Genomic DNA, 24,273 nt, shown 5'->3' on the forward strand with positions numbered 1-24,273 from the left:
ACCATGAGTGTAATCCGCCCGGCAACCCGGCACGACGTCCCCGCGATCCTGCAGATGATCCACGAACTGGCCATCTACGAGAAGGAACCGGACGCCGTCCGCAACACCCCGGAAATGTTGGCCGAGGCCCTTTTCGGGGACAATCCACGGGTGTTTGCCACCATGGCCGAAAACGCGGCGGGCGAGGTCCAGGGGTTTGCGCTGTGGTTCCTTAACTACTCCACGTGGGAAGGTGTGCACGGCATTTACCTTGAAGACCTCTATGTCAGCCCGCACGCCCGTGGTGAGGGGCACGGCAAGGCGCTCCTGCAGCACCTAGCCGCCACCGCCGTCGAAAACGGCTACGCCAGGGTGGAGTGGAGCGTCCTGGACTGGAACGAGCCCTCCATCAACTTCTATCGGGGCCTCGGGGCGCGTCCTATGGACGGCTGGTCCACGTTCCGGCTGACTGGTGACGCCCTGGAGCACTTCGGCAGCAGCACAGCAGCGGCCATCCATGGCTGAGCGGGCCGCCACGGCCGCGAGGACCAAAACGCCGGTCCGGCACACGGTACGGGCGCGCCATGAATTCCGTGGCATGCGCACCGCCGAGCACTACTTCACTGTCCCGCTGGATCATTTCGGGACGGGGACAGGCACCGGGGAGCCGGCGCCCGCCACGGGCCGGACGGCTCCGGAGACCATCACGGTATTTGCCCGTGAGTACGTCTCGACAGCCCACACCGAGGCTGAAGCGGAAGAACTGCCCTGGCTGCTGTTCCTCCAGGGCGGCCCAGGTGGCCGGGGCAACCGGCTCGCGTCACTGGGCGGCTGGAACAAGGCGGCGGCCAGGGATTTCCGGATCCTGATGCTGGACCAGCGCGGAACCGGGCTCTCCACCCCCCTTGACCGGAACACGCTGCCGTTGCACGGAACGGCTGAGGAGCAGGCGGGCTATCTTGAGCACTTCAGGGCGGATTCGATCGTGGCCGACGCGGAGCTCATCCGTGCTGCCCTCGGTTCTGGCCCCTGGAGCATCTATGGCCAAAGCTACGGCGGATTCTGCGCCCTCACCTATCTGTCGTTCGCGCCCGAGGGGCTCAAGGAAGCGCTGATCACTGGTGGGCTGGCCCCGCTGTCCGGCCACGCGGACGACGTCTACAGGGCCACCTTCCGTCGCGTCGCCGAGCGCAACACCGAATATTTCAGCTGGTACCCGGAGGACCGCAGGACGGTGGAAAGAATTGCCGCCCACCTTCGCAAGAACAAGGAAATCCTGCCCGACGGCAGCCGCCTCACCGTAGAACGGTTCCAGATGGTGGGCGCCTTCCTGGGCGGCAACACCAGGGTGGATGGCCTGCACTACCTGCTGGAGGATGCGTTCACCGGGTCACCGAATGGGGCCAGGCTCTCCGATACGTTCCTTGAGCAGGTGCAGGGTATTGTGTCCCGCCTGACCAACCCCCTCTATGCACTGATGCACGAATCCATCTACGGCCAGGGGCGGGCCAGCGACTGGGCCGCTTGGCGCGTGCTCGAGGAGTTCCCGGAGTTCGGTCCTGATGCCCAGCCCCTGCTGCTGACGGGGGAAATGGTCTACCCGTGGTACTTCGAGCAGGACCCGGCGTTGCAGCCGCTGCGGCAGGTCGCCCAACTGCTGGCTGCCAAGTCGGACTGGAAGCCGCTGTACGATTGCACCCAGTTGGCCGCCAACAGCGTCCCGGTTGCCGCCGCGGTCTACCGTGACGACATCTACGTGGATCGCGGCCTTTCCTTGGAAACGGCGGCCGCCGTCCGCGGCCTCCAGGTCTGGGAGACAGCCGACTTTCACCATGACGGCATAGCGGACGACGGCGAGGCCATCTTCGGCCGTTTGCTCGGTATGGTGCGTTCAGCCCGGCACTGACTTGCGTCGCTGCGCCAGGAGTGTCACGGAGGCAGCCGCCAGGACCGCCGCCCCTACTACGGCGCCCACCAGGTTCAACCCCAAGTAGCCCGCCCCGCTAAGGACCAGGCCAGACGTTGCCCCGCCAACCGCCCCGGCGGCTCCCATCAGCATGTCGGACACGCCTTGGACCATCACGCGGGACTCCTGGCCGACGCTTTCGGCGAGGAGGGTGGAACCGGAAATGGTGGACGCAGACCAGCCCACACCCAGCAGCACGAGCCCCACGGCAACTGCCGCAGTGGACGCTTGGCCGAACCCGGCCACCGCGACAGCCGCGATCAGTGTGGCGAAGCCGATCATGATCGTCTCTGTCCTGCCGGCCTTGTCTGTCAGCCAACCCATCACTGGCGATAGGGCAAACATCCCCGCGATGTGCAGGGAGATCGTGAACCCGATGATTACCAGCACATCGCCCGTGGCGGCGTGCCCGGCATGGCCAGGCCCTGCGACGAGTTCCTGCAAGTGCAGCGGCGTCATGGACATCACCCCCACCATGACCGCATGGGCACCGACGACGGCGGCCAGTGCCAGCCAGGCTGCCCTCGACTGGCGGATTGCACGCATGCCGCGGACGAGTGAACCGCCGCTTCGGGCCTGTGCAGGCGGAGCCTGGAGAGTCACCGGCGGCTGGCCGGCCCCCTGCTGTGCGACGAGCTCCCGGGCCAGGAGGAGGGGGTCAGGCCTGAGGCCGGCAAACAGCATCACCGTCGCCACAAGGAGGCCCGCTGCAGAAATGACGAAAGGACCCGCAATGGGAGGCAGCCCGAGTGCCTGACCCACCACCGCACCCGGCTGGACCAGGTTCGGCCCGGCGACAGCTCCGACGGTGACTGCCCACACTACGGCGGACAGCGCCCTGCCACGGTGCTCGGCATCAGCGAGGTCGACGGCGGCGAAGCGCGCCTGGAGGCTGGCTGCGGTGCCCACGCCAATGCCCGCGGCCCCCAGGACGAGAAGGATGAATTGCCCGGACACCACGGCAAGCACCATCAGGACCGTGCCCAGCAGTGCCGCGGACAGCCCCGTGACCTGGCCGATCCGGCGGCCCCGACGGTCTGCGAGGGAGGCAAGCGGCAGCGCGGCCAGCGCTGCGCCGAGAGTCATGACGGTGGCAACGGAGCCTGCCCAGGCCGTGGAGCCTGAGAGTTCCACGGCAAGGATGGAGCCGATGGAAACGGTGGCCCCCGTGCCGATGCCGGCGAAAACCTGGGCCACGCTCAGCAGCGTCACGGTGCGCCGCTGCACCTGGCGCACTCCACTTTCGGTCATCACAGTGCCAGCCATGGTCCGAGCATAGTCCTCGGCGGCGCGGTCCTACAGTGCCAGTTTTAAACCAGTAATCCCGGCCGCGCTGCGGCCGGGATTACTGGACTGGACGGTGGAGAAGCGGAGCGTTATTCGGCGTCGGTGAGGTCGGCGTCCCTGAGGCTCTTCTTGGCGTCTTCCTCGAGGCGCGGGTCCAGGTGGGCTGTCTTTGCCTTGGAACTGATGAGGCTGGCAACCACGGCAACAATGATGGTGCCCACGATGACGGCCAGGGAGACGAACGTGGGGATCTCAGGCGCCCATTCGATGTGGTGGCCACCGTTGATGAACGGCAGTTCGTTCACGTGCATGGCGTGCAGGACCAGCTTCACGCCGATGAACGCCAGGATGAAGGACAGTGCGTGCTTCAGGTAGATGAGGCGGTTCATCAGGCCACCCAGCAGGAAGTACAGCTGGCGCAGGCCCATCAGGGCGAACAGGTTGGCCGTGAACACGATGAACGGGCTCTGCGTGAGGCCGAAGATTGCGGGGATGGAGTCAACAGCGAAGAGGAGGTCAGTCAGGCCGATGGTGATGAACACGATCAGCATCGGGGTAAAGACCTTCTTGCCGTTAACCGTGGTGCGAAGCTTTCCGCCGTCGAACTTCTCCGACATCGGGATGACCTTGCGGATCCGGGCGATGAGCGGGTTTTCCTTGTCCTCTTCGTCCTCACCCTCATCCTGGGCCTGCTTCCACGCAGTCCAGAGCAGGAACGCGCCGAAGATGTAGAACACCCAGCTGAACTGCTCGATCACAATGGCGCCGAGGAGGATGAAGATCCCGCGCAGGATCAGCGCGATGATGATGCCCACCATCAGGACTTCCTGTTGGTATTTCCGGGGTACGGAGAAACGGGCCATGATGATGATGAAGACAAACAGGTTGTCGATGCTCAGGCTGTATTCGGTGACCCAGCCGGCCACGAACTGGCCGCCGAACTCGGCTCCGGTAAAGGCGAACATGGCGCCGGCGAACACCAGGGCAAGCGTGACGTAGAACGCCACCCACAGGCCGGCTTCCTTCATGGAAGGTTCATGGGGCCGCCGGATAACCAGCAGGAGGTCGATGAGGAGAATCAGGCCGAGGGCGACTAGAGAGCCAACCTCGAACCACACGGGCAATTCGAGCACAGGGTAGCCTTTCGCAGGGTACAGAGAAGCGGTGTAAGTCTCTCCGGCCATCCTGCGCACTTAGTGCTGATGTGGTGGCCCGCTACGCCCGGCCAGGCAACCATGCCTGGCGTGTTGACGATCGTAGCGCTCGGGATACTCCCCTACGTGACGTTAACTGTACAGCAGGGGGCACTCCAGATTCGAACATGACCTGGCCGGCGGTGTGGCACCGGGCAGCCGCGTCAGGCGTGGCCGGCAGCCTGCATCTGGCGGAGCTCCTTCTTGAGTTCGCTGACTTCGTCGCGGATCCTGGCGGCTACCTCGAACTGAAGTTCGGCGGCGGCACCGTGCATTTGTTCGGTCAGTTGCTCGATCAAACCCACGAGGTCCTCTGCCGGAGCCGCGGCAAGGCCATCTGCACGGACCTGGGCTGCGCCCTTCGCGGCGGACTTTCCGCGCTTGGCACCCTTGGCCAGCCTGTTGTTGTTGAGCAGCTCCTGGGTATCGGCGTCCTCCTTGGCCAGTTGGTCGGTGATGTCGGCGATCTTCTTCCGCAGGGGCTGCGGATCAATGCCCTTTTCCGTGTTGTAGGCCACCTGGATGGCGCGGCGCCGGTTGGTCTCGTCGATGGCGTGGGCCATGGAGTCGGTGATGCGGTCTGCGTACATATGAACCTGGCCGGACACGTTGCGGGCCGCACGCCCAATGGTCTGGATAAGCGAGGTGGAGGACCGCAGGAAACCTTCCTTGTCCGCGTCCAGGATGCTCACCAGCGAGACCTCTGGCAGGTCCAGGCCTTCGCGGAGCAGGTTGATGCCTACCAGGACGTCGAAGACGCCCATCCGGAGTTCCCTGAGCAGTTCAACCCGCCGCAGGGTGTCTACATCGGAGTGCAGGTATTCGACCTTGATGCCGTGGCCCAGCAGGTAGTCGGTGAGGTCCTCCGCCATCCGCTTGGTCAGCGTGGTGACCAGGACGCGTTCATTCTTCGCGGTCCGCGTCTTGATCTCGCCCAGGAGGTCGTCAATCTGGCCCTTGGTGGGCTTGACCACTACCTCGGGGTCGATCAGCCCGGTGGGCCGGATGATCTGCTGCACAAAGCCGTCAGCCTTGCCGAGCTCGTACTTGCCGGGCGTCGCAGACAGATAGACGGTCTGGCCCACACGTTCGAGGAACTCATCCCACTTGAGCGGACGGTTGTCCATGGCCGATGGCAGCCGGAAGCCGAAGTCCACAAGGTTCCGCTTCCGGGACATGTCGCCTTCGTACATGGCACCGATCTGTGGCACGGTGACGTGGGATTCGTCGATCACCAGCAGGAAGTCGTCCGGGAAGTAGTCGATGAGGCAGTGCGGGGCGGTGCCGCGGGCTCGGCCGTCAATATGCGACGAGTAGTTCTCGATGCCGTTGCAGAAGCCCATCTGCTGCATCATTTCGAGGTCGTAGGTGGTGCGCATCCTCAGCCGCTGGGCTTCCACCAGCTTGTTCTGGCTTTCCAAGACCTCCAGCCGCTCGGCGAGTTCGTCCTCGATCCGCTTGATGGCCCGTGCCATCCGCTCGGGACCGGCCACATAATGCGAGGCCGGGAAGACGTACATCTCCTCTTCGTCCCGGATCATCTCGCCGGTCAGCGGGTGAAGCGTATGGATGTTTTCGATCTCATCGCCGAAGAACTCGATCCGAATGGCCAGTTCCTCGTACATCGGGATGATTTCCACGGTGTCGCCGCGGACCCGGAAGGTGCCACGGTGGAAGTCCATGTCGTTGCGGGCATACTGCATGGAGACGAACTTCCGGAGGAGGTCGTCGCGGTTCATCTGCGCACCCTTGCGGAGCGTGACCATGCCCGCGATGTACTCCTCCGGAGTACCCAGGCCGTAGATGCAGGACACCGTGGCGACCACGATCACGTCCCGGCGGGTCAGCAGGGCGTTGGTGGCTGAGTGCCTAAGCCGCTCCACCTCCTCATTGATGGACGAATCCTTCTCAATGAAGGTGTCCGTCTGCGCTACGTACGCCTCAGGCTGGTAGTAGTCGTAATAGGAAACGAAGTACTCCACAGCGTTGTTGGGCAACAGTTCGCGGAATTCGTTGGCCAGCTGGGCGGCCAAGGTCTTGTTTTGCACCATCACCAGGGTGGGCCGCTGGATCTGTTCGATAAGCCAGGCCGTAGTGGCGCTCTTGCCGGTACCGGTGGCGCCCAGCAGGACAACATCCTTTTCGCCGTTCTTGATCCGCTCCGTCAGTTCCGCGATGGCTGCCGGCTGGTCGCCGGCCGGCTGGAACTCGCTGATGACTTCGAAGGGAGCGACGACGCGGTTGATCTCCTGGGCAAGGCTCATGCATCTAATCTACAACCGGGGACCGACAGAGGCAGCCGGATCAGTTACCGGCGAACAGGGTACGACGGCGGCGCCCACCCGGTGGCCGCGGCCCACCGCTCCATCGGGCCCTCCGCCGCGGCGAACCAAGCCTCTTTGGCGGCAGCGTAGGCGGCGGTGGTTGGGTCGCTGGCGTGCACCTCGGACAGGCGGCGCTTGAGGGCCAGGTAGTCGGCCGCCGCATCCGGGACGGCCCTGAGCCAGTCGCGGAAACACAGGGCGAAGCGCCACCCGGGAGAGCCTGCAACCCTGACATGCAGGTTGACGGCCTGGCCTGGGTCGGCGCTGGCGTGGAACCGCTTTGCCCACGCGGAGGGGTCCGGGTGCGTTGGTTTGGGCACGTCGGTGCTGATGGCCGGCACACGGGGATAACCGGCGGCCGCCAAGACCGGTTCCAGTTGCGCCGCCACGGCCAGGGCCGGGACAGTGAGCTGGAGGTCGAGCACGTCCTTGGCGTCCAGGCCGGGGACCGACGTGGAGCCGATATGGTCCAATCCCAGTGGTGCGATACCGTCTGCTCCGGCATGTTTCCGGAGTGCCGCGCGGATCCTGGCCATCACCCGCTCGGCGTCCCGGGGCCACTCTGAGCGCGGACCGTGCAGTACCGGCCCGCCCGGGCGTTCGGCCGGCGTCGCCGTCATGATGTTCCGGGCAAACGGCGCGAGCCGCCCTTGCCAGAGCCCGTCCACCTGGGCCAACAGCGCGTCGACCGGGCCGGAGTTGTCCAAGACGACGTCGGCCGCGGCCAGCCGCTCAACCCGGGAAGCCTGTGCTGCCATCCGGGAACGTGCCTCCTCGGCGGTCATCCCCCGGTTTTCCTGCATCCGCCGGACGCGGACATCGTCTGGCGCGTCAACCACAACGACCAAATGGAAGTCGCTGCCCTGGCCGGTCTCGACGAGCAGCGGTATGTCCTGGACCACCACCGCTCCGTCCGGGGCTGTCGCAAGGATGCCGGCGGCAGCTTCGCGGACCAGCGGATGGACAATGCCATTCAGTACGGCCCGTTGCGCGTCGTTCCCGAACACCACGGCCCCAAGCCGGGCCCGGTCCAGCCGGCCGGCACCATCGAGCATGTCCTGCCCAAACGCCTCCACCACCCGTGCCAGGCCCGGTGTTCCCGGTTCGACGACGTCCCTGGCCAAGGCGTCGGCATCCACGAGCACGGCACCGAGCTCAGCCAGGCGAGAGGCCACCACTGACTTCCCCGAGGCGATGCCGCCCGTCAAACCGATCTTCAGCACCCCACCAGCCTACTAGTGGGCCCCGCGTGGGTTCCCTGGCCGGGCGTCACGAGGTGAAGGGGTGGTGGGGCCTAGACTCGGATGGTGCAAGAGCAAGACAGCCGGGCAACGTCCTACACCACCCTTGCCGCGGGTGAAGAGTTCCGGCACGAGCTTGAGATCAAACGGTCCAGGTTCATCACGGTGCTCCGCCGCGCAGACACCGAGGAAGCGGCACGCGACCTGGTGAACGGGCTGCGGCGCGAATTCCACGATGCCCGCCACCACTGCTCTGCCTTCGTCCTCGGACCGGATCGCGGGATCCAGCGGTCCAGTGACGACGGCGAACCGTCCGGCACAGCCGGCATCCCCATGCTGGAAGTACTCATCAAAAGGGAAAGCGCACCGGGCGCAACGGACCTCAGCGACGTCAGCGCCGTCGTCGTGCGTTATTTTGGCGGCATCCTCCTGGGGGCAGGCGGACTGGTACGTGCCTACTCAGAGTCCGTGTCCTCTGCTTTGGACGTGGCTCCGCTGGTCAGGCGCCGACGGCTGCGGATCTGCGAAGTGTCCGTTCCGCACGCCGCCGCCGGCCGGCTGGAGAATGACCTGCGGGCGGCGGGATATGTGATGGCGGAAACCAGTTACGGCGCGCGGGAAACCGTGCTTCGCCTGGCCATTGCCGACGAACCAGCCGAAATCGCCGCAGCCGCCGAACGTGTTCTGTCACTCACCGCCGGAAAGGCCGGGCTGACACCCACAGGAACGGAGTGGATCGATGTCCCGCTCCCCTGAGGTCCGACTGGCCGAAGTCGACGAACCCATGCTGGAGCAGCTCCTTGCACTGGCCACCTGCGACGCCACGGCTGATGAAGTCACTCCGCCCCTGGGCAACGCGACCGGGTGGACCACCGAACGGATCGACTGGTTCCGTGCCTATCACCGTGCTGCCTACGCCGGCCTGGACGGACCGGCCAGGGAAAAGAGCTGGGCTGTGCTGTGCGACGGCAGCCCCGCAGGCGCGATAAGGCTTAAACGGGCTGCAGAAGGTGTGGCCGAGACCGGCATCTGGCTGGGCCGCGGATTCCGCGGGCACGGGGTGGGCGCCGCCGCACTCGACCTGGTGCTGGCGGAAGCACGCCGTGCCGGGCTGGGGCAAGTTATTGCCCACACCACGGCAGACAACATTGGCGCCCAGCGCCTCCTCAGCAGGGCGGGCGCCCAGTTGGCTTACGACGACGGCGGCGCGGTGAGGGCCGCCGTCGTACTTTAGCGGTAACCCCGACCGGATTGCGTCACTTTTGCCGTCCGGCCGATGCCCTCAGCCCGCAGCTGCAGGGCAAGCCGTGGCTGACGCCGCCAAAAGTTACGCATTCCCGTCGAGCACACAGGTATTAAAGACCACGGGCCCCTGCTCAATGCAGGGGCCCATGGTGTTGGCCCGGGAAGGGGCCGGTGGCAATTAGTTGCCGGTCAGCTTCTCGCGCAGAGCGGCAAGAGCCTCGTCCGAAGCAAGCGTACCTGCACCGGTCTCGGCCGCAGCGGGCTCGGAGGAGTAGCTGGTGGTGCCGGAATCGCTGTCACCGGACGTTGCAGCTGCAGCGTCGTCGGCAGCGTGCTGGGCAACCTGCTTCTTGTGTGCTTCCCAGCGGGTCTGGGCGTCAGCGTACTGCTGCTCCCAGGCGGCGCGCTGGTTCTCGTAGCCTTCAAGCCACTCGTTGGACTCCGGGTCGAAGCCCTCCGGGTACTTGTAGTTGCCCTCTTCGTCGTACTCAGCGGCCATGCCGTAGAGAGCCGGATCGAATTCGGTGCTCTCGGCGTCAACGCCCTCGTTAGCCTGCTTGAGGGAGAGGGAGATGCGGCGGCGCTCGAGGTCGATGTCGATAACCTTGACGAACAGCTCGTCGCCAACGGAGACAACCTGCTCAGCAAGCTCAACGTGGCGGACAGCCAGCTCGGAGATGTGAACGAGGCCTTCGATGCCGTCTTCGACGCGAACGAACGCACCGAACGGAACGAGCTTGGTGACCTTACCCGGAACAACTTGGCCGAGGGCGTGGGTGCGGGCGAAGGTCTGCCACGGATCTTCCTGCGTAGCCTTGAGCGACAGGGAAACACGCTCGCGGTCCAGGTCGACCTCGAGAACCTCGACGGTGACTTCCTGGCCAACTTCGACAACCTCGGACGGGTGGTCGATGTGCTTCCAGGACAGCTCGGAAACGTGGACGAGGCCGTCTACGCCGCCCAGGTCCACGAAGGCACCGAAGTTGACGATGGAGGAAACGACGCCGGGACGGACCTGGCCCTTTTCCAGCTTGTTGAGGAACGTGGAGCGGACCTCGGACTGGGTCTGCTCGAGCCATGCACGGCGGGACAGGACAACGTTGTTGCGGTTCTTGTCCAGCTCGATGATCTTGGCTTCGATCTGCTGACCGATGTACGGAGCAAGGTCGCGCACACGGCGCATCTCGACGAGGGATGCGGGCAGGAAGCCGCGCAGACCGATGTCGAGGATAAGACCACCCTTGACAACCTCGATGACGGTACCGGTGACAACACCGTCTTCTTCCTTGACCTTCTCGATGTCGCCCCAGGCACGCTCGTACTGAGCGCGCTTCTTGGAGAGGATCAGGCGGCCTTCTTTGTCTTCCTTGGTGAGCACCAGGGCTTCGACCTGATCGCCAACGGAGACGACGTCTCCGGGATCAACATCGTGCTTGATGGAAAGCTCGCGGGAGGGGATGACACCTTCGGTCTTGTAACCGATGTCGAGCAGAACTTCATCGCGGTCGACTTTGACGACGGTACCTTCGACGAGGTCTCCGTCGTTGAAGTACTTGATGGTGGCGTCGACTGCTGCGAGGAAGTCCTCAGCGGTACCGATGTCGTTAATGGCGACTACGGGGGTACCGGGCTTCTCGGTGGAGGTGATGGTCATGTAGTAGGGGCTCCGTTGTGGATAGTTAGTCGGTCAGGCAAACCACCGCGCCCGCGTTATGGAACGCAGGCGCAGGTCTCGGCAGATCACGAGGATCTGCCGGGTCATCCTGATTTTGTGGATTCTAGAAACGTGCACGTAGTACACGCCCGTTTATTCTAGTCGTAGGGGCCAACACGGGTCAAAGCGCGGGCAGCACGTCGCCCAGGCGGCCAAACGCGGTACCCCCATCCTGCAGCCGGGGCAGCGCCTGCCGAAAGCCACCTGCGGTGCCGCTGCCTGGCTTGTTGAAGTGCGCGATGACGATGTCTCCGGGTCCTGCGGCGGATAGGGCCGAAGCGACTGCTGCCGGTGGCATGGTGGCACCGGCGTCGGCGTTGATGCTGAAATTCACAGGCAGTATGCCCAAGCGGCGGGTCATCGCGACTGCCACGTCGTCGAAGTACGCCGTGCCTGCCCGGAAAAAGCGTGACGGCTGACCGGCGGCCTCGGTGAGCACGTCCTGGCAGCCTGTCAGTTCGTCGTAAGCGTCCGAGACACTCGCGGTGCCGGGGATGCCGTAGGCGGTTCTGCCGTTGACGGACAGCGGCCGGTGAAGCCAGCCGTGGTTGGCCAGTTCAAACAGCGGGTCTGCGCCGAGTTCGGCGGCGAGCTGGCGGTTCGTGTGGATCCACCGGGCGTTCACAAACAAGGTGGCCGGAATGTTCAGCCGCCGCAGGGTGGCAAGGAGCTCCTGGTCAACTCCGGAACCGCCCGGGCCGCCGCAGGCATCCAGGGTGATGACCGTTCTCTGCGTGGCGGACCTGGTCACCACGCCGGTCACCTCCAGTCCCCACTCGGTAGGGCGCCTGCCGGCGAACTCCGCCACGACCTGGGCCTTCGACAGCGGTTGCACCACGACCGGCGGGCTTGGTGGGGCCTGGGTTGGCGGGCCTTCTGTGGGCACTGGCACGGGCTGTCCAGGCACAGTTGGCACCGGCGAGGCTGCCGCGGCCAGATTCTGTGTTTGAACCGGACTGGCCGCTCCGCCGGTCCCGGTTGCGGACGGCGCGGCACACGCCGACACCGCCGCGAAAACGCCCGACGTAACGCCAAGCAAAAGTGCCCGGCGGCCTGTCAGCCCCGGTGCCCCAATATCCCCCATGAATTGTCCTTGGATCCGGCAGGAGCCCCTAGAAGTGGGTCAGGCAATGCGTGGACCGCTCAACCGCAAACATGCCACGAGCCTGGAGCGCCGCGCCCTGCTTGTGTTCGCGGATCCGCCCAGCCGCCGCCAGCGTAACCGGGCAGACCCCGCCGAGGTAAATTGATGACAGGGCGGAGACATCCAGCGTCAGGTCTGCCTCTTCCTTCTCAAGGCGTACGACGGCGACCTCGCCGCCTGTGACTTCCAAGGCGTACGTCCCAGCCGTGAGGCCAAGCGGATCAAGGACGTCCAGAACCAGCCTGCCGTCCACGGGATAATGCCGGGCTTCAAGTGCCGCAGGAACATCCAGAATCCGGAGCCAGAGCATGTCCCGGCCGTCCGAGGACTCGATGCAGCGGGGATCGGCCAGCGCCCAGGCCAGCGGATCATCCATCGGCGCCTCCGCCCAGGTGACCCGTTCCACCAGGTCGATGGCGCCCAGGAACTGCCAGAGTTCGAGGTACGCCTCGTTGGTGGCGGCCACCAGGTCCACCACCTCGACCGTGTAGGGCGTTGTATCCCAGCCCAGGAATTTGTAGGAGACATAGCCGTCCACGGTGGAATCAGGACCGTAGTGCAACGCCACTTTGACGGCCGGATCCTCCTTTCCGTCGCGGCCAAGGGACCCCGAAGCCAGCTGGCGGTACCACTCCTGGCGGCCGATCGATCCCGGCGTCACGCGGTGGACACGGTCGAAGATTTGTGGTGCCACGTCCAGCAGCACTGTGGGTTCGGCCACTTCCACAGTGCCGACGGCCTGGTGGTTCAGTTGAAACCGCACTGTTGTGTCCACTTTTACGGTGCGTTCGAAGCTGGCCACGCCGTAGCCGAACCGTCCGTAGATGGACCCTTCGGAGGCGGTCAGGGCGCCCATCGCGATGCCGTCGCGGCGGGCCAGGTCCAGGTCCTCGGACATCATCCTGCGCAGGAGGCCGCGGCGCCGATGCGAGGTGCGCACGGTCACGGCGGTCACCATCTGGGTTTCCAGCATCCGGCCGAAGCCGATGTTGAGGGTCTTGCGGAGCGTCCCGAAGGTGGCGACGGGGACATCCGCGGGGAGGGAACCGGGAGCCACCTCCCCCGTTTGGTATGCGCCGGTCAGGACACGGCGGTCAGCCCGGTAGGTCGCCAGGGACTTCGCCACGTGCTCCGGGCTCCGGGTGGACTCGTGGAAGCCAAAGGCCACTGCCCTGACCCACTTTTCCGCTTCGGCGTATCCGTGCTCATCTTTGGAGACGGCGTCGAAGCGCCGGATTTCGTAGTTTCCACTCAGTTCAGCCACATTGCCGAGCCTAACCAACCCATCGGGCCTCTGGCCAGCAACAACACACGGTCGCGAGGTGGGTCAGATCCTCCGCACGGGCTGGCGGAGGATAGTTTTGAGCTTTTCCGGCGCCACCCTCCGGGCGTCGCTGAGGTAGATCTCGTGGTGCGGCCCGGCGAACCCGAAGCCGTTGGCCGGCATGAACTCATGGTGCAGGCGGTGCAGGGTGGGAGCCTCGTCGTCGTAGCTGCCGATGTGCAGGATCTGCACCGAAAGCCCTTCGTCGAGCGTCTCAAGCCGGAGCCGGTCCAGCCGCGGCACCTTCTTCGCAGCGGCGTTTGCGATGCCGTCCTGGAGGTCGGCGGGTCCAATCCAGTCGGGCTGCGGGATCATCATGGTCCACTTCCAACTGTCCTTGTCGCCCCGGGTGAAGGCCCCGGGATCGTCGGCCATCCATAGACCCTCCAGCGGCCCGACGGCGTAGTCCCGGCCCGCGTGCTTGCTGGCAAACTTCACGGCATAGGAGACCGAGTACAGCGCTTCCAGGGCAGCGGCGTACTCGGGCGCAGTTCCGGGGTTACCTTGGCCGTCCAGCATCAGGTAGTTCAGCGGGGGCACGGTAACCACCGCGAAGTCCCGGGCGCGGGGCGCGTACAGTTCCTTGAACTGTTTCCTGACGTCGTACTTGTCCATCGCGCCCCGCCCTTCGGTCCCCTGCCCCTGCCCCTGGCCTGTGCCGCTGGCGTTCCTAGTGCCCGGCGTCGTACCAGCTCGGACCCACGCCGATCTGTACGTCGAGGGGGACGCTGAGGTCCGCGGCGCCGGCCATCTGTTCGGTGACGAGTTTCTCCACCACTTCCCGCTCGCCGGTAGCCACTTCGAGCACCAGTTCGTCATGGACCTGGAGGAGCATACGGGACTTCAGGCCCTGGGCCGCCAGTTCCTCGTGCACACCCAGCATGGCGCGCTTGATGATGTCCGCCGCCGAGCCCTGGATGGGCGAGTTCAGCGCGATGCGTTCTGCGTTCTCGCGCAGCTGGCGATCCGTGCTGGTGAGGTCCGGGAGGTAGCGGCGGCGCCCCTCGATAGTGGCGGTGTAGCCGTCAATCCGGGCCTGGTCCACCACCCCGCGGAGGTAGTCGCGAACGGCGCCGAACCGGTCGAAGTAGTCCTTCATGAGTGTCCGGGCTTCGTCGACGGAAATTTCCAGCTGCTTGGAGAGGCCAAAGGACGTCAGGCCGTAGGCGAGGCCATATGACATGGCCTTGACCTTCGAACGCATGGCGCTGGTGACTTGGTCGGTGGGGACGTGGAAGATGTTGGAGCCCACAAAGCGGTGGAGGTCCTCGCCGTCCTTGTAGGCCTGGATCAGGCCGGCGTCCCCCGAAAGGTGCGCCATGATGCGCATTTCGATCTGCGAGTAGTCGGCGGACAGCAGGCAGTCATAGCCTTCGCTGACCACAAAGATGCCGCGGACTCGCCGGCCTTCCTCGCTGCGGATGGGGATGTTCTGCAAGTTGGGGTTATTGGAAGAGATCCGGCCCGTGGCTGCGACGTTCTGCGCGTAGGTGGTGTGGATCCGGCCGTCTTCCGTGACGGACTTCTTCAGCGACTCCAGCATTTGGCGCAGCTTCGAGGACTCGCGGTGGGCCATGAGCTGGACCAGGAATTCATGCCCGGTTTTTTCCAACAGGTTCTTCAACGACGCGGCATCGGTGGTGTAGCCCGATTTGATCTTCTTGGTCTTCGGCAACTGCAGTTCCTCGAACAGAACAGTCTGGAGCTGCTTGGGTGAACCGAGGTTGACCTCGTGGCCGATCGCCGCGAACGCGAGTTCCTGGGCGTTGTCAATTACCTTGGCGAGGTCCGCGAGCTGCTCATCCATACGGGGCATATCGATGGCGATGCCGGCGAGCTCCATGTCGGCCAGCACCCTGCTGACAGGCAATTCCAGGGTGGCCAGCAAGTCCGCGGCCTGGCGTTCGGCAAGTTCCGATTCGAAGTATCGGCTCAGCGCCTGGACGACGGCGGCCACTTGGACCAGTGCGTCAGCGGCGGCGGCGTCATCGCCGTCGAACGACAGCTCAAGCTGGCCTGCTTTGGCAGTCTCGGAGGAGATGCTCACGTTCAGGTGGTGCTGGGCGAGCTCGGCCAGTTCATAGGTGCGGCGGTCCGGCTGGATGAGGTAGCCGGAGATGGACGTGTCATCCACCACCCCTTCCAGACCCAGGCCGCGGCTGGACAGCGCCTTCAGGGCAGCTTTGTAGCCGTGCATGACCTTGGGCGACGACGCGTCCCGCAGCCAGTCCGCAAGGACGTTTTCGGCTGCGGCGTCCTGGCCGGCGAGGTCGATGTATACGGCCGCATCGTCACGGACAATGGCGATGGCTGCGGCGTCTTCGCCGATTCGGCCGGGAACAAGGTCAACGGCGACGGCCGAGCGTTTCCCTGCACCGGCAGCGAGGAAAGCACCCAATTCTGCTGCGTTGGACGGGGTTTTATACTCCGGCACTGCGACGTTCTCGCGCTCCGCCGGTTCCAGGTCCTCGCTGCCGTACAGCGCGAAGAGCCGGGCACGGATGGTTTTGAACTCCAACTCGTCGAACAACTGCTCGAGGGCAGCTTCGTCCGGCCGCGGGTCCGCGAGGTCCTCCAGGGTCACCGGCAGTTCGAGGTCAGTGTGGAGCCGGTTCAGACGGCGATTGCGCTTAACGTCCTCGATGTTTTCCCGGAGGGCGTCGCCCACCTTGCCGCCGATCGCATCCACGTGCTCAAGGACACCCTCGAGTCCGCCGTAAAGGTTGATCCACTTCGCGGCGGTCTTGGGCCCGACACCCGGAACACCCGGAAGGTTATCGGAGGACTCCCCCACCAGCGCGGCGAGGTCGGAATACTGCGGCGGCGTGACAAAGTACTTCTCCTGGATTGCCGCAGCGTCCAGCCGGGGGATGTCGCTGACACCCTTGCGGGGGTACAACACAAAAACGTTGTCGGTGATGAGCTGGAACGCATCGCGGTCGCCGGTGACCAGGAGGACTTCGTAGCCGGCCTTCTCCCCCATCACGGACAGCGTTGCCAGGATGTCGTCCGCTTCGTAGCCGGGCAGCTTGATGGTCTTGATGCCCCACGCCTGCATGACCTTGTCGATGAGGTCGATCTGGCCGCTCATCTCCCGGGGCGTTTCGTTGCGGCCACCTTTGTAGTCGCTGTACTCGGCTTTGCGGTGCGTGGTCTCGTCCGAGACATCGAAGGCGACGGCGATGTGCGTGGGCTGCTGTTCCTTGATCAGGTTGATCAGCATGGAGGTAAAGCCGTGGATTGCGTTGGTGTGCTGTCCGTTGGCGGTGGAAAACTTGTCGGCGGGCAGCGCGAAGAACGCCCGGAACGCCATCGAATGCCCGTCCAGCACCAGGAGGCGCGGCTGGCTGGTAATAGGAATGACGGGAGCCTCGGTAGCGGAAACCCGGCCCCCGGCCGGCGGGACCTTGATGTCCTGCAGGGCGGCGTCAGCCTCAAGGGCAACGGTTTCGGAAGGGAAGGGGGCCGGTTTGGTAGTTTCACTCACAGGTGCCAGCCTAGTTCCCATGATGGACAATTTCACGCCCGGCCCCTTTACTGAGGAGTTGGTCACAGCAGGCATCCCCGAACAGCTGCATGAGTGGCTCAGCGGATATGGGATCGGTGCCCTGGTGCTCAAGATGGGCATCCACTTCCTGGAGATGAGTCCCGAGCGGACGGTGGCCACCATGCCGGTGGAAGGCAACACCCAGGTGGCGGGCATCCTGCATGGCGGAGCCCACGTTGTGCTGGCCGAAACACTGGGATCCTTTGCGGCGGGCATGCACGCCGGCGCCGGCAGGCATGCCGTGGGCATCGAGGTCAACGCCACCCACCACCGGTCCGTTGCGGCCGGCACCGTCACCGGTACGTGCACCGCCGTCCACCTCGGCGGGACGCTGACCACACACGAGGTGGTCATGACCGATGACAAGGGCAGGCGGCTGTCAACGGCCCGCATCACCAACATGCTCAGGGACAATGGGTCCGCGAAAAAGGGCGACTAGTCCAGCAGGCAGGGGATCCTAGCCAGCCGTGTCCGCAGGGTTGAGGTTGTAGCGCAACTCAACTACCCCCCGCCCCATGGTGCGCGAAGCAGTCAGCTCCAGTGGCGCCGTCGGGCCTTCCAGCGGCAACAACCGCTTGCCATCGCCCAGCACCACCGGGATGACCGAGAGGATGAGTTCATCCAGGTACCCCGCAGCGGCGAACTGGGCTGCCAGGTTGCCGCCGCCCACCACCCACACATTCTTCCCGCCGGCGTCGTCCTTGAAATCCTGTACGAACTCCCGGACCGGGCCGCGGACAAATGTGACGTCTGAACCGGCCGGCGCCGTGTGCTCGTGCCGGGTGAAGACGTAGCAGGGCGTGGACGGGTAGGGCCATTTGCCGGCTTCGTGCTTCATCAGCCAGGCGTAGGTTTCCCCGCCCATGACGATGCAGCCCACGCCCTCCATGAAGGTGTCGTAGCTGTCCTGCCCGCCGTCGAAGCCGTCGAATTGCAGGAGCCAGGTGAGGTCGTCATGTGCGGTGGCGATGAAGCCGTCCAGGGACGCGGCCACGAAGTACTGGAAGCGGGACATGGCTCAAGCGTAGTCATTTCGACTCCGGGTTCCCATACTCCACCCGCAGTCCGGGCTCGTCGCAACAGTCTTAGCTATTCCCCGCCGGGGCCTATCCCCCGGAAAAAACTACTTGCTGAAGTACGGGATGATCAGGTACAGCCCAAACAGCACGGCAACACCGCAGAGGCCGAAACAGATATATGCGAAGGAGCGTTTGGCGCGCGGCGAGGCCTGCTGGGCGTCACCGGCGATGGCGGTCAGCCGGACGCCAAGCGAGTACAGGACTACTACGGTCACGGCAGCCACCAAGGTGGCGCCGCCTACGGTCAGGAGTTCCAACCACTTCATCGCTGCGTATCCTTCTGCTCAGACGCTTCGGCTGGGGCTTCAGCTGCGGTCTTGTCCTTGGTGCGGGCGCGGGCCCGCGCGAGGGCTTTCTTCTTGGCGAAGCGGACGACCTGCCCGGCTTCCTCGACCTCCACGGCGTTGTGGTGGCCAACATGGGACTTACGGGAGTAGAAGAACATAAACAGCACGGCAGCCGTACCGGCGACGGCGGCAATCAGTACACCCACCACGCCTGTCTTGACGAGCAATGCCGTCAAGGCACCGACAATGCCCGCGGCCGGGAGTGTAAACAGCCAGCCCAGCGCGATCTTGCCCACCATGTTCCAGCGGACCGTGGTGCCCTTGCGGCCCATGCCGGAGCCGATGACCGATCCGGACGCAACCTGCGTTGTGGAAAGGGCAAAGCCCAGGTGGGAGGAGGCCAGGATGGCCGAAGCGGTGCTGGTCTCGGCCGCGAAACCCTGGGCGGGCTTAACCTCGGTGAGCCCGGAGCCCATGGTGCGGATGATGCGCCAGCCGCCAGCATAGGTGCCTACGGCAATGGCAATGGCGCACGCGGCGATGACCCAGAACTGCGGGCCGGAGCCTGGTGCCTGGGTTCCTGCGGCAATCAGGACCAGGGTGATGATGCCCATGGTCTTCTGCGCGTCATTAGTGCCGTGCGCCAGTGCCACCAGGCTGGAGGTAAAGATCTGGCCGGTGCGGAATCCGCCTCGCTTCTGCGTGAGCTTGCTGCCCGTTTCGGGGTCGTGGCGGGCGGTCAGGGCATAGGCGAGCCTGGTGCAGATGTAGGCCACAATCCCAGCGATGAGGGGGGCGAAGATGGCCGGCAGGATGACCTTCTGCAGGAGTGTCTCCAGATTGACGGAGTTGAACCCGATCCCCGCGATGGCCGCGCCGATCAGTCCACCGAACAGTGCATGGGACGAACTGGACGGCAGGCCCTTCAGCCAGGTGATCATGTTCCACAGGATGGCGCCCATCAGGCCGGCGAAGATGATGTCCGGCGTGATCTGGACGCCGTCGGAGCCTTCCCTGATGATGCCGCCGGAAACTGTCTTGGCGACCTCCGTTGACAGGAATGCGCCCACCAGGTTCAGGACAGCGGCGAGTGTCACCGCCGTTTTTGGCTTGATGGCACCTGTGGCGATAGGCGTGGCCATCGCATTCGCGGTGTCATGGAAGCCGTTCGTGAAGTCGAAAAATAGTGCCAGTGCGATGACCAGCGCCACCATGAAGGTGATATCCACCTGTTGCCCAATCTGCAGAGTCGACGTTCAGCAGTTTCTTTCCCCCGGCTGCCTTGCACACCATAATTCACCAGCTGTTCGCGTGGAATGACCTGTGGCGTTAACACAACCGGCGTGAAACCTTATCGATCGTACGCGTACCGGGCATCAGGTCAAAACAGCGGCGATATCAGAAAGGAACTGACGGATTCGAGTTCCGCGGGCGAAATTCCCAGCCGTGGATCCGGCGAGACCAGGAGGATCCGCGCGCCGAGGAACCGGGCCCATTGCTGTGCCTCTTTCTCGAACCGGAGCTGGTCGTCGATCCAGACAATGCGCTCCGGGCTACTACGTTCCAGATCCGCCTGGAGCGCCGCAAGCTTCCACCACCGCTCCCCTGTATTGCCGCCGTCAGCGGTCAGGTATGGCCATCGGCCGCCGTCCAGTCCAATGGCGGGGCACAGGTATTCCGGCGCCATCTCCTCCCAGCTGGTAAGCCAAATGCACGCGACGCCCGACCTCGCGGCGAGGTCATTGAGCCCGTCCACCAGTTCCTGTGCATAGGCCACGGGCAGCAAACCGGCATCGGCCTGGCACCATTCGCTGCCCCATTCGCTCCTGCCGGCGGGGCCGAAAGGGCAGATGACTCCGTCCACATCCAAGTAGAGGGTGACGTTCCGCACAGCCGAACCGCAGCTCTAGCGTTGTGGGTAGTCCGGGGCGTGGCCGGAGTCCAGCATGGGCGCCACTTTCTCCTCGAGAGCTATCACCGTGGCGTCGGGAAGGACAATCAGACCGTCCAGTTCGCGGCGAGCCCGCTTGTACGCTGCCTGACGCTCTGCCGGCGTGGCTGCGCTGTCTTCCGCGAGACGAAGCAGCTTCCTGGCTGTAGCCAGGCGTTCACGCTCAGGGCCCGAAAAGTTCGAATCCTTGATGCGCCTGGCCTCGCGTTCGGCTACGGAAAAAGCCACCTCATAGCCGTTGACCGCCGAGCGGTAGGCCTCGAGCCGGGAGGGCACCGTGAGTTCTTTAGCCGCGGCAGGCCGAAGCCCGTCGGCCTCGCGTTTCGCCCGCAGGAACGCCACGGTCAGGGGTTCGCGGACATCAGTCATCAAGGGAAAATCGATCAGCTTGCCTACATCGAGCTCGTAGTCCAGCCATCGTTTGTTCACGGCGTCATGACTGGCCATCAGCATGGCCACTTCGGCCTCGGCTACCTGCTCCGCCTGCAGCGTCAGATTCCTCAGCTTGTAGAGCTCCACCCGGCGCTGGTGCCTGCGCTCGGTGGAGTTCTGCCACGCCTTGGCCCAACCGCCCATGACACCACTGAGCGGAAAGACCAGCCACCAGTAATGGGCCATAAAATCCAGGATGGGCTGCACGCTTCTATCGTCGCACCGCGCGAGGCAGCTGCTCAAGGACTATGGCTTCGGGCCTGCCTAGGACGCGGGAGCCGCCAGGGGGTTATTGACGTTTACCAACCAGGCGGTACCGAATTTGTCCGTGCACATGCCGAAGATGTCGCCCCAAGGTGCCGGTTCCAGCGGAACGGTCACAGAGCCGCCGTCGCCGGACAGCTTGTCCCAGTAGCCGCGGAGCTCTGCTTCGTCATCGCCGCTGAGGGAAACCGAGATGGAGCTGCCCTGCGCGAGGTCCATGCCGTTGGGGGTGTCTGCCCCCATCAGTACCAGGCCCTTATCGGTGGTCAGCATGCCATGCATGATTTTATCGGCCTCTGCCGGATCTTCGCTGGCCTGGAATTCGCCGAACGTGCTCAGGGCAAGGTCGCCGCCGAACACGGACTGGTAAAAGGTCATCGCCTCCCGGGCGTTGTCGCGGAATCCGAGGTAGGGGTTGAGCGTCGTTGGCATGGACAAATCTCCTTGCGGTACGGAACGGAATCGGAAAGGAACAGTCAACATACTGCCCCAATTCCACCCGGCTTCATAGGGTTCCCTGGCCGCCGGTTTCACTGTTGGCCGACGGCGTGGCTCAAGGCACGAACCGGTACCCCACGCCGGGTTCGGTGAGCAGGTGGCGCGGGTTTCCGGGGTCGGTCTCCAGCTTCCGGCGAAGCTGCGCCATGTACACGCGCAGGTAATTGGCTTCCTTCTGGTAAGCAGGCCCCCAGACGTCCAGCAGGAGTTGCTGCTGCGTTACCAGCCGGGCCGGGTTCCGGACCAGCAGCTCCAGGATGCTCCATTCGGTGGGTGTCAGCCGCACAGCGTCGCCATCCCTGGTGACGCGCCGCTGGGCAAGGTCCACAGTGAAGGACGAGGCCGCCACGGTGGGTGCCGATTCGGGCTCGGGCACACGGCGGAGCAGCGCGCGCAGCCGGGCGAGGAGTTCGTCCAGACCGAAGGGTTTGGTGATGTAGTCATCCGCGCCGGCGTCGAGGGCGTCCACTTTATCCGAGGAGCCATGGCGGGCGGACAGCACCAGCACCGGCAGGCTGCTCCAGCGGCGGAGTTCCCGGAGTACCTCCGCTCCGTCCAGGTCCGGTAGCCCGAGGTCCAAAACCATCAGGTCCGGCGGCCGGTGCGATGCGGCACGCAAGGCGCTGCCGCCGTCGGCCGCTGTATCCACGGCATAGCCATGGGCCTGGAGCGTGATCCGGAGCGCCTTCAGCAGGTGGGGGTCGTCGTCCACCACGAGGACGCTGGTCCGTTGGCCCGGATGCGTGCCCGAAGAGTGTGTCTGGGCCGCGTTCACGTGGCATCCTGCCGCGGCTGGCCTGCAGCATGGCGCGCGCCCGCTTCGCCGGTGGAAAGGGCCAACGTGATGACCATGGTCAATCCCCCGCCGGGAGTCTCCTGTGCGGTCAGCGTGCCGCCCATGGCCTTGATGAATCCGTCCGCGACGGCCAGGCCCAGGCCCACCCCCGTGGATTGGGGAAGGTCGTGGAGCCGCTGGAACGGCCGGAACATGTCCAGCACTTTTTGGGCGGGTACGCCAGCGCCGTGGTCGATGATCCGCAACTCTCCGGAAGGATAGCCATCCAGGGTGTCTGCACCCATTCCGTCGGAAGCGCCGGTGATGGTGATGCCGGATCCGGGGGCGTACTTGACGGCGTTTTCGACGATGTTGGCGATGACGCGTTCCAGCAGCACCGGATCGGCTTCCACGACAGGCATGTTGGCCGGCAGTTCAACCCGGACAGTTCCCTCCGGCAGCCCACGGAGGGCCGGGGAAACAACGTCGCTCCACCGAACCGGCCCAAGCGTGGGCATAACCGAATCGGCGGTAATCCTTGACATATCCAGGAGGTTACCGACTAGCTGGTCCAGCCGGTCGGTGCACTCATCGATGGTTTCCAGCAACTCCCTCTCCTCAGCAGCGGTATAGGTGACTGTCCGTTGCAGCAGTCCACCTGCGGCGAGCTTGATTCCGGCCAGTGGCGTCCGCAGATCGTGCGAAACAGCCCGCAGGATGGCAGTGCGCATGGTGTTCCCTTCGGCCAGGCGCAGCACCTCGCGGCGACTTACGGCCAACTGCCGGCGCTCCAGCTGGGCTTTGACGTGGACCGCAAAGGCACCCAGCAGCCTGCTTTCCGACGCCGGCACCTGCCGGCCGAACAGCACGAGCCGGGTATCGGCGTCGACCGGCTCTGCAGTGCTGCCCGCTATGACAGCAACACCCGGCTCCCACCCGGCAATGTCCCCGGCACCGGCCACCAACCGCCATACCCGGCCGTCAGCGTCCGGGCCCCCGTCCCTTGAAAGTTCCGACACCGGTCCAGCGCCTTCCGCTTTCACGGTTTGGCTGCTGAACACTCCAGCGCCTGTTGCACCGAAAACGTCCAGGGCTTCCGCCAGGAGGCCTTCGAGGGTGTCCTCCGAGCGGGAGGCGCCCAAGGCGAGATCACCCAGCGTGGCGGCCTCGGCCTGGGCCCGGGCGGCTTCCTTTGACCGGCGGGCGGACCTGTCCACTACACCGGCCACTGCCACGGACACGCCCACAAAGATACCCAGGGACAGGAAGTCCTGCGGATCACTGACAGCGAGGTCCCCCAGCGGCGGCGTCGAAAAATAGTTCACCAGCAGGCTGCTCCACAGCGCGCCGACGACGGCGGGCCACAGCCCGCCCACCAGCGCCACCGCGACGGCGCCCGCAAGCTGGATCAGGACCGCGGTGGCAACGCTGTGGTCGAACGCGGCCAGCAGCAACTGCAGCAGGACAGGAAGGGCAGCTGCGAGCGCAAAGCCGGCACCGGCCCGCGCCCCGCCAAGGGTGGGCCTCCTGCGCCGCGGGGTGTGCACGGGCGCGGAGCGGGGCACTACCTGGACGTCAATGTCCCCCGCGCCGCGGACCACCCTGGTTTCCACGCTGCCGCCGGACAGGAGCCCGGACAGCTGGCCGGCCAACGGCCTGCGGCGGGACTGGCCGACCACGATGTGGGTGGCATCGGACTTGCGGGCGTAGTCGAGCAGGGCCGACGCCGGGTCAAGTGCCGAGAGCGTGTGGTAGCTTCCGCCCAGTTCTACGACCAGCCGCCGCTGGGCCTCCAGCGCCTGCGGCGATTCTCCCGGCGCATCCTCTGCGGTGCGGACGTGGACGGCCACCAGTTCGCCGCCGTCGCTCCTTTCCAGGATCCTGGCGGCGCGGCGGATGAGCAGTTCTGCGTCGTCGCTGCCGTTGAGGCCAATGACTATCCGTTCCCGTGCCATGCGGCCATTCTCCCACCAGGATCCTGCACGCCTTCACCGTCCGGCCGCACAAGCTGTGGTGTTGGTCA

22 protein-coding genes are annotated in these 24,273 nt (G+C 65.0%); 5 read left to right on the forward strand and 17 right to left on the reverse strand.

The window, feature by feature from the left end; genetic code table 11:
• The first annotated feature begins 3 nt into the window (after nt 1-3).
• The gene (locus ACFC25_RS19045; RefSeq protein ID WP_376048062.1) at nt 4-504 is read left to right on the forward strand and encodes a GNAT family N-acetyltransferase; all 501 of its coding nucleotides are present in this window, start codon (nt 4-6) and stop codon (nt 502-504) included.
• A complete protein-coding gene (locus ACFC25_RS19050) occupies nt 497-1,885 on the forward strand; it encodes an alpha/beta fold hydrolase (RefSeq protein WP_376048065.1) in 1,389 nt (462 codons plus the stop codon). Before ACFC25_RS19045 ends, ACFC25_RS19050 begins: the two co-directional genes overlap by 8 nt.
• On the opposite strand, the gene ACFC25_RS19055 is transcribed toward ACFC25_RS19050, so the two are convergent.
• From ACFC25_RS19055 to coaE, 4 genes are all read right to left on the reverse strand, one after another.
• Nucleotides 1,871-3,211 carry an MFS transporter gene (locus ACFC25_RS19055; RefSeq protein ID WP_337347293.1) on the reverse strand — a complete coding sequence of 447 codons (1,341 nt, stop codon included), beginning with the start codon at nt 3,209-3,211 and terminating at the stop codon, nt 1,871-1,873. The genes ACFC25_RS19050 and ACFC25_RS19055 overlap by 15 nt on opposite strands.
• Before the next feature lie 110 nt (nt 3,212-3,321).
• Entirely contained in the window at nt 3,322-4,365 is a 1,044-nt protein-coding gene (locus tag ACFC25_RS19060) for a TerC family protein (protein ID WP_337347292.1), read from the reverse strand.
• A 224-nt stretch (nt 4,366-4,589) separates the two neighbouring features.
• On the reverse strand, nt 4,590-6,689 hold the full coding sequence (uvrB, locus tag ACFC25_RS19065) for an excinuclease ABC subunit UvrB (RefSeq protein ID WP_337347291.1): 2,100 nt from the start codon (nt 6,687-6,689) through the stop codon (nt 4,590-4,592).
• Between the two features lie 44 nt (nt 6,690-6,733).
• The gene (gene coaE, locus ACFC25_RS19070) at nt 6,734-7,972 is read right to left on the reverse strand and encodes a dephospho-CoA kinase (RefSeq protein ID WP_376048069.1); all 1,239 of its coding nucleotides are present in this window, start codon (nt 7,970-7,972) and stop codon (nt 6,734-6,736) included.
• An 81-nt stretch (nt 7,973-8,053) separates the two neighbouring features.
• On the opposite strand from coaE, the gene ACFC25_RS19075 reads away from it, so the two are divergent.
• Together ACFC25_RS19075 and ACFC25_RS19080 are read left to right on the forward strand one after the other, a co-directional pair.
• On the forward strand, nt 8,054-8,746 hold the full coding sequence (locus tag ACFC25_RS19075; RefSeq protein WP_376048072.1) for an IMPACT family protein: 693 nt from the start codon (nt 8,054-8,056) through the stop codon (nt 8,744-8,746).
• Nucleotides 8,730-9,224, forward strand: coding sequence for a GNAT family N-acetyltransferase (locus tag ACFC25_RS19080; protein WP_337347288.1), 495 nt, complete (start codon nt 8,730-8,732; stop codon nt 9,222-9,224). Before ACFC25_RS19075 ends, ACFC25_RS19080 begins: the two co-directional genes overlap by 17 nt.
• A gap of 189 nt (nt 9,225-9,413) precedes the next feature.
• On the opposite strand, the gene rpsA is transcribed toward ACFC25_RS19080, so the two are convergent.
• The 5 genes from rpsA to polA form a co-directional block, all read right to left on the reverse strand.
• Complete coding sequence (gene rpsA / locus ACFC25_RS19085) at nt 9,414-10,889, reverse strand: 30S ribosomal protein S1 (protein ID WP_305940977.1); 1,476 nt, start codon at nt 10,887-10,889, stop codon at nt 9,414-9,416.
• A gap of 181 nt (nt 10,890-11,070) precedes the next feature.
• The gene (locus tag ACFC25_RS19090) at nt 11,071-11,757 is read right to left on the reverse strand and encodes a polysaccharide deacetylase family protein (protein ID WP_376048076.1); all 687 of its coding nucleotides are present in this window, start codon (nt 11,755-11,757) and stop codon (nt 11,071-11,073) included.
• Between the two features lie 304 nt (nt 11,758-12,061).
• Complete coding sequence (locus ACFC25_RS19095; RefSeq protein ID WP_376048183.1) at nt 12,062-13,348, reverse strand: GNAT family N-acetyltransferase; 1,287 nt, start codon at nt 13,346-13,348, stop codon at nt 12,062-12,064.
• Between the two features lie 72 nt (nt 13,349-13,420).
• Nucleotides 13,421-14,032, reverse strand: a complete 612-nt coding sequence (locus tag ACFC25_RS19100) for a GyrI-like domain-containing protein (protein WP_376048079.1) — start codon at nt 14,030-14,032, stop codon at nt 13,421-13,423.
• A gap of 55 nt (nt 14,033-14,087) precedes the next feature.
• Nucleotides 14,088-16,730 carry a DNA polymerase I gene (polA, locus tag ACFC25_RS19105; protein WP_376048186.1) on the reverse strand — a complete coding sequence of 881 codons (2,643 nt, stop codon included), beginning with the start codon at nt 16,728-16,730 and terminating at the stop codon, nt 14,088-14,090.
• 193 nt (nt 16,731-16,923) lie between these two features.
• Here polA and ACFC25_RS19110 point away from each other — a divergent pair, with 193 nt between their 5' ends.
• Entirely contained in the window at nt 16,924-17,403 is a 480-nt protein-coding gene (locus tag ACFC25_RS19110; protein WP_376048082.1) for a hotdog fold thioesterase, read from the forward strand.
• 18 nt (nt 17,404-17,421) lie between these two features.
• On the opposite strand, the gene ACFC25_RS19115 is transcribed toward ACFC25_RS19110, so the two are convergent.
• From ACFC25_RS19115 to ACFC25_RS19150, 8 genes are all read right to left on the reverse strand, one after another.
• Entirely contained in the window at nt 17,422-17,979 is a 558-nt protein-coding gene (locus ACFC25_RS19115; protein ID WP_337347283.1) for a dihydrofolate reductase family protein, read from the reverse strand.
• A gap of 108 nt (nt 17,980-18,087) precedes the next feature.
• On the reverse strand, nt 18,088-18,309 hold the full coding sequence (locus tag ACFC25_RS19120; RefSeq protein ID WP_337347282.1) for a hypothetical protein: 222 nt from the start codon (nt 18,307-18,309) through the stop codon (nt 18,088-18,090).
• A complete protein-coding gene (locus tag ACFC25_RS19125) occupies nt 18,306-19,559 on the reverse strand; it encodes an anion permease (RefSeq protein WP_376048086.1) in 1,254 nt (417 codons plus the stop codon). Before ACFC25_RS19125 ends, ACFC25_RS19120 begins: the two co-directional genes overlap by 4 nt.
• 152 nt (nt 19,560-19,711) lie before the next feature.
• The gene (locus tag ACFC25_RS19130; RefSeq protein ID WP_376048089.1) at nt 19,712-20,221 is read right to left on the reverse strand and encodes an HAD domain-containing protein; all 510 of its coding nucleotides are present in this window, start codon (nt 20,219-20,221) and stop codon (nt 19,712-19,714) included.
• 15 nt (nt 20,222-20,236) lie between these two features.
• Nucleotides 20,237-20,920 (reverse strand): hypothetical protein, encoded by a 684-nt coding sequence (locus ACFC25_RS19135; protein WP_376048092.1) that lies wholly within the window; start codon nt 20,918-20,920, stop codon nt 20,237-20,239.
• 57 nt (nt 20,921-20,977) lie between these two features.
• A complete protein-coding gene (locus ACFC25_RS19140; protein ID WP_337352502.1) occupies nt 20,978-21,409 on the reverse strand; it encodes a VOC family protein in 432 nt (143 codons plus the stop codon).
• A 121-nt stretch (nt 21,410-21,530) separates the two neighbouring features.
• Nucleotides 21,531-22,250: a response regulator gene (locus ACFC25_RS19145; protein WP_376048095.1), complete on the reverse strand. Its 720-nt coding sequence runs from the start codon at nt 22,248-22,250 to the stop codon at nt 21,531-21,533.
• Nucleotides 22,247-24,205 carry a DUF4118 domain-containing protein gene (locus ACFC25_RS19150; protein ID WP_376048098.1) on the reverse strand — a complete coding sequence of 653 codons (1,959 nt, stop codon included), beginning with the start codon at nt 24,203-24,205 and terminating at the stop codon, nt 22,247-22,249. The genes ACFC25_RS19145 and ACFC25_RS19150 overlap by 4 nt, the downstream gene beginning before the upstream one ends.
• Nucleotides 24,206-24,273 lie beyond the last annotated feature (68 nt).

Origin of the sequence: Pseudarthrobacter sp. NPDC055928, from assembly GCF_042270935.1 — a bacterium.
GTDB lineage: Bacteria > Actinomycetota > Actinomycetes > Actinomycetales > Micrococcaceae > Arthrobacter.